The sequence below is a fragment of the Vibrio sp. 10N.261.51.F12 genome, assembly GCF_041471725.1.
In the GTDB taxonomy this organism is placed as follows: Bacteria; Pseudomonadota; Gammaproteobacteria; order Enterobacterales; family Vibrionaceae; genus Vibrio.
This window is the reverse complement of sequence record NZ_JBFROV010000021.1, coordinates 91477-99468: the sequence shown is the minus strand read 5'-3', so window position 1 is coordinate 99468 and position 7992 is coordinate 91477. Positions and strand designations below refer to the sequence as shown.

The window sequence follows — 7992 nt, the reverse complement described above, 5'->3', positions numbered from 1 at the left end:
ATGGTGATGGTTTGTGGCTCACTTGAGAGCCCTTCGTTATCAATCGCAACGTAAGTAAAGGTCACGTCTTCAGTTTGACCATCGGTCAGTTGTTGAAAGTCATCACCAGGATTGAAGGAATACGTACCATCAGCATTAAAGGTTAAATCACCTTTATCCTCAGGAATATCATTAAGCAAAGCATAAGCGTTAACAGTGCCGTCAACGTCCGTTGCCTCAGGAAGCACACCATTTAAAACAGAATCTTCGTCCGTATTAACATCATCGTCATAGGCGACAGGAGCGTCGTTAACCTCATTGAGTGTTATCTCGACACCACCAGACTGAACTGAGTTGGGTGCATCTCGTCCATCATCAACAGTATAATCAAGGCTACCTACCTCTTCGCCGTCTTGATAATCTGACGGTGCGTCATACTGAAGGTTAGCGAGTTCGTTTAGTGTTAGCTCATCACCGACAGAAACTTCAGAGCCGTCCCCCAGCGTAATCGCGCCAAGCAACGGAAGTGAGGTGACCCTGATTGTCAATTGGTCATTGTTCGCATCCGTTGGTAGTGCCAAAGACAACAAGTTGTCTTGCGACTCTTCGTCGAAATTTCTGAACTGATTAAAGGTAACAGGTGCAGAGTTACTTAGAAATTGAAGCAACACGAGGGATTGGGTCCGGTTAAGCCCTTGTGCTTCAAGGCCTGTTGTATCAAATTGGGTCTGTGCAATTGTCTGAGCGTTTTCACGAAGAAGGCTGCCTGAAGCGATGAGACTTGATCCTTGCAGCTCACCAGCAGCAGGAGCTTGTTCTTGATTCTCGGAAGGGTCATCACCCGCTTCAATTTGGGCGATAATTTGCTCTGCATCCAACTCTGGTGCCACAATATTTTGACCAGAACCATCTTCTTGAATCAATTGAACTGATAATTCATTCTCAATCTCAGCATTTTCTAATACATCAATGATTACATCACCGACTCTAGGAGCGACCCCTTCAGGTAGCAACGCTAGCTTACCCGCGCTATCAAGCACCAACGTACCAGAAACTTGCACCAATCCAATTAGAGACAATACACTCATGACTTACTCCTTGTGTTACTTCCCTGCTTTCGGAAATAACGTCGTATTCAGACCTAGCTAACTCTATATATAATGTTTTTAACTGCAGGCGAACCAAAAAACCTACATTCTCATTACATTTAGATACCAGAGCATTCATCTAATTGAAACTATTCTTCCATGTTTTTTTGTATTGTCTCAAAAACGAAAAAAGTCTCGCAATTGCGAGACTTTTTTTAAGCAGTTTCAGTATTCAACCTATTACGGTAATGAAACCCTGAATGATGATGAGGTTAACGATATCAATAAAGAACGCCCCTACAATAGGAACCACCATAAACGCTTGTGGTGATGGTCCAAAACGATTAACAATTGACCCCATATTCATGACCGCCGTTGGTGTCGCGCCTAAACCAAAACCACAGTGTCCACCGGCAATCACGGCCCCGTCATAATTTTTACCCATCACTCGGAATGTCACGTAATAAGCAAAGCACCCCAAAATCACAGATTGAACAGCAAGAATAATCAAAAACGGGATCGCCAAATCGAAAATATTCCATAGTTGCAGGCTCATTAACGCCATTGCAAGAAACAACGACAATGATACCGTCCCAAGAATATCGATGGTTTCCGCATCGACTTTATACGATTTCGAGACTTCGCACACATTGGTAATAAATACCCCAATAAACAAGGCATAAACAAAGTCTGGGATCATCAACCACGAGACTTCAAAGCTATTAACCCATTCATGCAAATACTTAGCACCAGTGACACAGAGTAATAAAATAAACAGCATCTCAATGACTTTTTTAGCTGTAACTCGGTCTTTTTCGTATTCATTATAAGTCACAAGCTCAGGGAAACGTTCATGTGTATCGTTGCCGCGGCCGTATTCCGACTCAAAGTTGTTCTTGTCGATAAGTCGTTGTGCCACTGGGCTACCGATAATACCGCCAATAATTAAACCAAATGTGGCCGATGCCATGGCAATCTCAAGGGTATTCTCAATTCCAAAGGTGTCGGTGAAGGTTTGCGCCCAAGCGGCCCCGGTACCGTGACCACCGGATAACGTAATAGAACCGGCGATTAACCCCATAATAGGTTCTAAGCCAAGTGCACTCGCCATACCCACACCAACAGCGTTTTGGACAATGATGTAAGCTGAGGCGACCGCCAAGAACAAGAATACTTTTGCCCCACCTTTTAGCAACTGAGTGTAGTTCGCAGCGAGCCCGACCGTACTAAAAAACATCAGCATAAACGTTTTTTGTAACGGTAATGAAAACTCTAAATTGATGCCATTAAAATGCATAATGGTGATGATAAAAGCAACAATCAGACCGCCGACAATCGGCTCTGGGATGTTGTATTTTTTTAAGGCGGGTAATTTACTGTTGATCAGGTGTCCGAGAAAAAGAACGCTGATTGCGATCAAGAAGGATTCTAATGTTCCAACAGAGATAGTGTTGTTCATATAACCTCTTTGTATACTTATCGCTCATCTTCCTTAATGAGGTTAGGCTAATTTATGTACGTGTAGTAACAATTTAGGATAAATAGCGACAATAACAACATCACCAAACAACCTTGTTAGGGTCAATCCAGTTTGTAAATTTAGGGTGCGATTTGAACTCAAGATACTGACATATAAGATGACTTTTGGTCTGATAAACATCGAGTTAATCAAAAAACCGTCTATACTGAGCGAGACAAAATAGGCAAAAAATCACTACACAACGTGAGTTTTAGGCGAAGGATTATAGCACACGACATACTTTAATCCTAATGGTCGACAATTCAGGACAAGGAAGGAATGAATGAAAATGAAGTCAACTCTCGTAATCGGATTACTCACACTTGCTTTTTCCAGCAATGGATTCTCTGCAATCAATTTTGAATACAATCCAGCAACTAGCACGACAGATAAACAAGCGCAACAAGCGTTGCAAGAGAGTGAGTTGGATGATCTCGTCTCTGAATTATCTCAATCGTATTTCAAATTTGACCAAGCACTCACGATTACTTATGGCGCAGACGACGGACCACTCTATGACCCACAACAGCATCAAATCCTCATCCCTTACCAATTTTATATCGATTCGCTCAACTACTTTCTAAAACACAAGTACGAAAAGAAGTTTGGCAAACCCGCTTCTCAAGGGGCGGTGGATGTCATGTTACACACCCTCCTCCATGAAATTGGTCATGCTTACATTGCTGACCAACGCATTCCAATTCTCGGTAAAGAAGAAGATGCCGTCGATAACTTTGCCGCGGTGTTAATGATTAATTATGTGGAAGGTGGGGCTGATGCCGTTATCAGCGCTGCTGACATGTTTTCATTCGAATCAGAAAGTCGTCCTGAGTACTATGATATTTCTGAATATATCGGCGAACATAGCTTTGACTTACAAAGGTATTTTAGCGCGCTGTGCCTTGTATACGGCAGCAACCCTGAACAATACCCAACGCTTCTCGATGAGGTAGAACAAGATTACCGAGATGAAAGAAAAGAAGTATGCGTACAGACCTTTATGCAGATTGATGAGAACTGGCGTTATGTGCTGCAAATAGAGGAGCCTACCGAAGAAGAATCATAGCCATGGTAGTCGTCCAAATAGACAAAGGTACGAAAGTGATATCCACTCGTACCTCTGTTTCTTGTTTTGTTTTTACATCATAATTTTACAGTGTAAAATTATGATGTCGCTTGTTTTTTCACCGCTTTAAACAGTACAGAGGTATCTGAACGGCCTTCACCTTGCTCTGATAGGTCACGATAGCGCTCGATAGATTGCTGAGTCAAAGGCAAGGTGATTCCTTGACGGGATGCTTCATCAAGACAAAAACCTAAATCTTTAATCATCCAATCAATAGCAAAACCAAAGTCAAATTTATCTTGTGCCATTGTGTTAGCACGATTTTCCATTTGCCAAGATCCAGCAGCACCGTTCTTTAAGCAATCGACTAACGATGGTATATCGAGACCACTCTTTTGAGCCAAAAGCAGACCTTCAGATAACCCAGTCAACACGCCAGCAATACAAACTTGATTGACCATTTTTGCTCGTTGGCCTTGCCCAATCGCCCCCATAAGAACGGAGGATTTACCATAAGCGTTAAATACTGGTTGCAGCTTAGAGAAAATAGCGTCACTACCACCGCACATAATCGTCAATACACCATTTTCTGCGCCAGCTTGTCCACCAGATACAGGAGCATCCATAAACTGAATACTAGATGCTGCGGCAGCAGCCCCTAACTCTTCGGCAAGTTGTGCCGATGTGGTTGTGTGATCGATAAGAATTGCACCCGACTTCATGGCAGCTAGTGCGCCGTTTTCGGCAATGGTCATTTGACGTACATCGTCATCATTCCCCACGCATACCGCCACGACATCAGCGTCTTTTACGCACTCTGCGACCGTTTCTGCATAATTCCCGTTGTATTCACTCGTCCAACGTTGTGCTTTTTCTGTTGTTCGATTGTAAACCGTCACCTCAAAACCTGATGTTGCTAAGTGCCCTGCCATTGGGTAACCCATAACGCCAAGGCCAATAAAACTCACCTTCATTGTCTCTTCCTTATTTCTAATAGGTAGGTTATTGCTAATAGGTACGTTGCATTGTGATGATGTGTTACGAACAGAAAATCACGATACCAAAACTCAAATTACCGTCAGCAAGTGTTGTTTTTACACGAAAACCTTCGAGGAATCACTAACGCATTGTTTCATAGCTTCTTTGAGAAAATAAGAAATAGTATACATTGTTACAGGCAGCCATCACTTACATGCAATGCTGACAACATCAGAGAAGACGATCCGCGGGCGCTCACAGAAGCATGATCAAGGACTAATCAACGAACATATCGTGGTATCGATCAATTAGGTGACCAGACAAATTCTCGATCGACATCGGTTTGTCAAAGAGATAGCCTTGGACATAATCACAACCCAGTGATTGAATAATTTGCAGCTGATCTTTTGTTTCGACGCCCTCTGCGACAACATGATAACCAAACGCGTGCGACATCAATACTAAGGATTTTAGCATTACTTGATTGGCTGAGTTGCCGTCCAGATCGTGTATAAACGTTTTATCAATCTTTACCTCGTCGAGCGGCAGCTTTTTAAGCAAAGAAAGCGAAGAAAAGCCGGTTCCAAAATCATCAAGAGCAACCTTAATACCCGCTCCTCGTAACTCACTCAACGAGATAATACTCTGATCTAAATCGGTAATCGCTACCGTTTCCGTAATATCAATGATAAAGCGTTCGGGGTTTAATTCATGTGACAGGATGCATTGAATAAATTGCGTAGCAAAATGAGCTCGGGTTAACTGACTAGCACTCAGGTTTATCGACACAATGTAGTCTGATGGGATACGTCGGCTTACCATATCTTGGCACACAACCATAAGTACATAGTCACTGAGTTGTTTGATCTGACCGGACTCCTCAGCGATCTTAATAAAAACATCGGGTGAGATCTCTACACCTTGATCATTCTTCCAACGAGATAAAGCCTCTACTCGCTTTGTTGGTTGATCATTAACCCCTAAAATAGGTTGATACCACACCTCTATTACTTCGTTCTTAATCGCTGATTTAAGTTGTACCTCTATAGAGATAAGTCGTAAGCTCTCCGTTGCCATCGACGCATTGTAATGTACGGCTTTTCTACTCTTTGATTCTTTCGCACGATACATTGCCATGTCGGCTTTTTTTATCAAATCATCGGCCTGAAGGGCATCGTGAGGATAAAAAGCAATACCTATACTTCCTTGAGTGCGCAGCTCAATGCCATCATGAACAAACGGTGTTTCCACGGCTCTGAGCAGTCGCCCTGCCAACTCCAAAGCTTGCGCGGTGGTTTCAACATCGCACATAAATAAGAACTCATCACCTCCAAAGCGCGCTATGAGGTCATTTTTCCTTACCGCTTTTTGCAGCACACTCGCGACATAGCATAACAAAGCGTCACCTACACCGTGCCCATAGGTATCATTAACAACCTTAAAGCGATTAAGATCCATCAGCATGATTGCTTTGGGCTGCCCCTGATTCTCATTAATATGTGTGGTCAAGGTATCAGTCATGCGGCGACGGTTAGCGACACCAGTTAAGGGATCGAAATAGGCAAGTCTTTGTATTTTTTCTGCGGATCTTTTCTGCTCGGTGATATCCGTCATTGCTCCAAGCAAACGTTCAGGGCGACCATAGGCATCCCTAATCGCATGACCGCTTGCAGACACCCATAAGTAGCGGCCATCGCTGTGTTGCAACCGAAACTGCGCCTTAAACGTATTGTTTGTATCTAAATGACTCGTCAACTTTTCTTCTAACTCTGCAAGGTCATCTGCATGAACTCTTTTAAAAAATTCTTGGCTTGGAAACACCTGATATTCTTCAACTTTTGGAAAATCCAGTATATCCAATAATCGACTGTTCCAATGGAGTTGATCTGAGGTTAAATCCCAATCCCAGATGGCGTCATTTGAAGAGTTATTCACGATCTGCAGCTGATTAGCAAGATCACTGGAGTACTTAGCTTTAGACTTTGCACTTTCCAATAATGCATCTCGCTCAAGGAACAACGCCAACATATCAAGGTAGTGGTGATAGCTGGCTAATTTACTTAGATTTGGCGAACCAGATATATCCTCCAACACTGCTAGAATATGCTCACGGTTTTCTTCTGGTATTGCGACACACAGCAATGTCATGACGAAGTGATGAGGAAAACATGTTGCATCGTTGGAGGGGTACGCTTCAAGGGAAATACGCTGGGCTAAGCTCGAGGCGGGTGTTCGATCCAAAATGTAATTATCTGAATAAACAAAAGATTCTCCCTTAGCACGTGAACCGTCGATTGCCCATGCGATATTCATGTCAAAGAGACAATTAGCATTAGCGATTGAAGAGAATCCGGCCTGACCTTGAGAGTATAACGTCTCGTGCAATTCAGCAGGGGAGTGATCAGAATGGCAGAGTAGTTGTGCTCTTATCGACCGTGATGACATTGAGTTCAATTGACGATCGGTGGGTCGTTGTCCTTCTGTGCGAGCAGAACTCGTGGTGTCGACTTCACCAGATGACTCACGCACGACTAAAGACTGCGCAAGCAAGCTAACTTCAGATTGGTACGGTGCACCATTCACACGCTCTAGGAGCCTTCTTATGGCCATTTGCGCCAATTGTTCTAATCCTTGGTCAACAGTGGTTAACGTCGGATGACATCGCTCTCCTAAAAAGATGTTGTCCACTCCAACAACGGCGACCTCTTTTGGAACTTCAACCCCGGCCAATGCCAGCATTTCCATTAAGCCGATAGCGCAATGATCAGTGGCACAAATGATAGCGCTGCAGGGAGCGTTACGTTCACAGAACTGTTTAGCCGCGATTCTTCCACCATGCAAAGAAGCATCACGTACATTGAAGAGTTGGTTTAGTGTAAATTCGTGTTGAAACGTTTTAACCTGGCTCTGGAACGACTTGAAGCGCATGCGCACGTCGTTAACCGATAGGTCACCGCAAAACCCTATCTTTGAATGACCTAGCTCGACTAAGTGGCGGTATAAAGCGGCGATCCCACAGGCCTGATCACTCGACAATTGTTCCACCATAAGCGGCGCATAGCTTGCTCCAATTGACAGCACGGGAATGTCCTTATCCAAAGCCCTTTCAATCAACGGATAGGCGGCAGCATGCAACACAACGAGCAACGCATCAATATGCTCAAAAGCAAACGAGCTATCAAAATCCCGTCTATGACCCACTCGATAAAAGACAAGATTGACGCCTAATCGTTGAGCATGGAATCTCAATGTACTCGTGATTTCTCCCATATAAAAGCCACTCAACATAGGCAAAATTACCCCTACGGTCGAGGGAGTTAAGTATGTATCATGCTGATTTACATTCATTATCATGCTGCTCA

The 7992-nt window shown here is 43.5% G+C and carries 5 protein-coding genes; 1 reads left to right on the top strand and 4 read right to left on the bottom strand.

Going from position 1 to position 7992, the window contains the following annotated elements; genetic code table 11:
- Together AB4405_RS14315 and gltS are read right to left on the bottom strand one after the other, a co-directional pair.
- Window positions 1-1067, bottom strand: a 1067-nt coding sequence (locus tag AB4405_RS14315; protein ID WP_372061469.1) for an Ig-like domain-containing protein, incomplete at its 3' end; no start/stop codon positions are given.
- Window positions 1068-1299: 232 nt separating this feature from the next.
- Window positions 1300-2526, bottom strand: coding sequence for a sodium/glutamate symporter (gltS, locus tag AB4405_RS14310; RefSeq protein WP_102468850.1), 1227 nt, complete (start codon window positions 2524-2526; stop codon window positions 1300-1302).
- 343 nt (window positions 2527-2869) lie between these two features.
- Between gltS and AB4405_RS14305 the strand changes: the two genes are divergently transcribed.
- Window positions 2870-3652, top strand: coding sequence for a DUF4344 domain-containing metallopeptidase (locus AB4405_RS14305; protein ID WP_372061468.1), 783 nt, complete (start codon window positions 2870-2872; stop codon window positions 3650-3652).
- Window positions 3653-3750: 98 nt separating this feature from the next.
- On the opposite strand, the gene AB4405_RS14300 is transcribed toward AB4405_RS14305, so the two are convergent.
- Both AB4405_RS14300 and AB4405_RS14295 read right to left on the bottom strand, forming a co-directional pair.
- The gene (locus AB4405_RS14300; protein WP_372061467.1) at window positions 3751-4626 is read right to left on the bottom strand and encodes an NAD(P)-dependent oxidoreductase; all 876 of its coding nucleotides are present in this window, start codon (window positions 4624-4626) and stop codon (window positions 3751-3753) included.
- Between the two features lie 280 nt (window positions 4627-4906).
- Window positions 4907-7978: an EAL domain-containing protein gene (locus AB4405_RS14295; RefSeq protein ID WP_372061466.1), complete on the bottom strand. Its 3072-nt coding sequence runs from the start codon at window positions 7976-7978 to the stop codon at window positions 4907-4909.
- Between the last annotated feature and the right edge of the window lie 14 nt (window positions 7979-7992).

What these genes read in the sequence shown, in the direction of transcription:
- AB4405_RS14295 (WP_372061466.1), bottom strand. Translation starts at nt 7,978, where the DNA reads ATGAATGTAAATCAGCATGATACATACTTAACTCCCTCGACCGTAGGG.
- AB4405_RS14305 (WP_372061468.1), top strand. Translation starts at nt 2,870, where the DNA reads ATGAAAATGAAGTCAACTCTCGTAATCGGATTACTCACACTTGCTTTT.
- gltS (WP_102468850.1), bottom strand. Translation starts at nt 2,526, where the DNA reads ATGAACAACACTATCTCTGTTGGAACATTAGAATCCTTCTTGATCGCA.
- AB4405_RS14300 (WP_372061467.1), bottom strand. Translation starts at nt 4,626, where the DNA reads ATGAAGGTGAGTTTTATTGGCCTTGGCGTTATGGGTTACCCAATGGCA.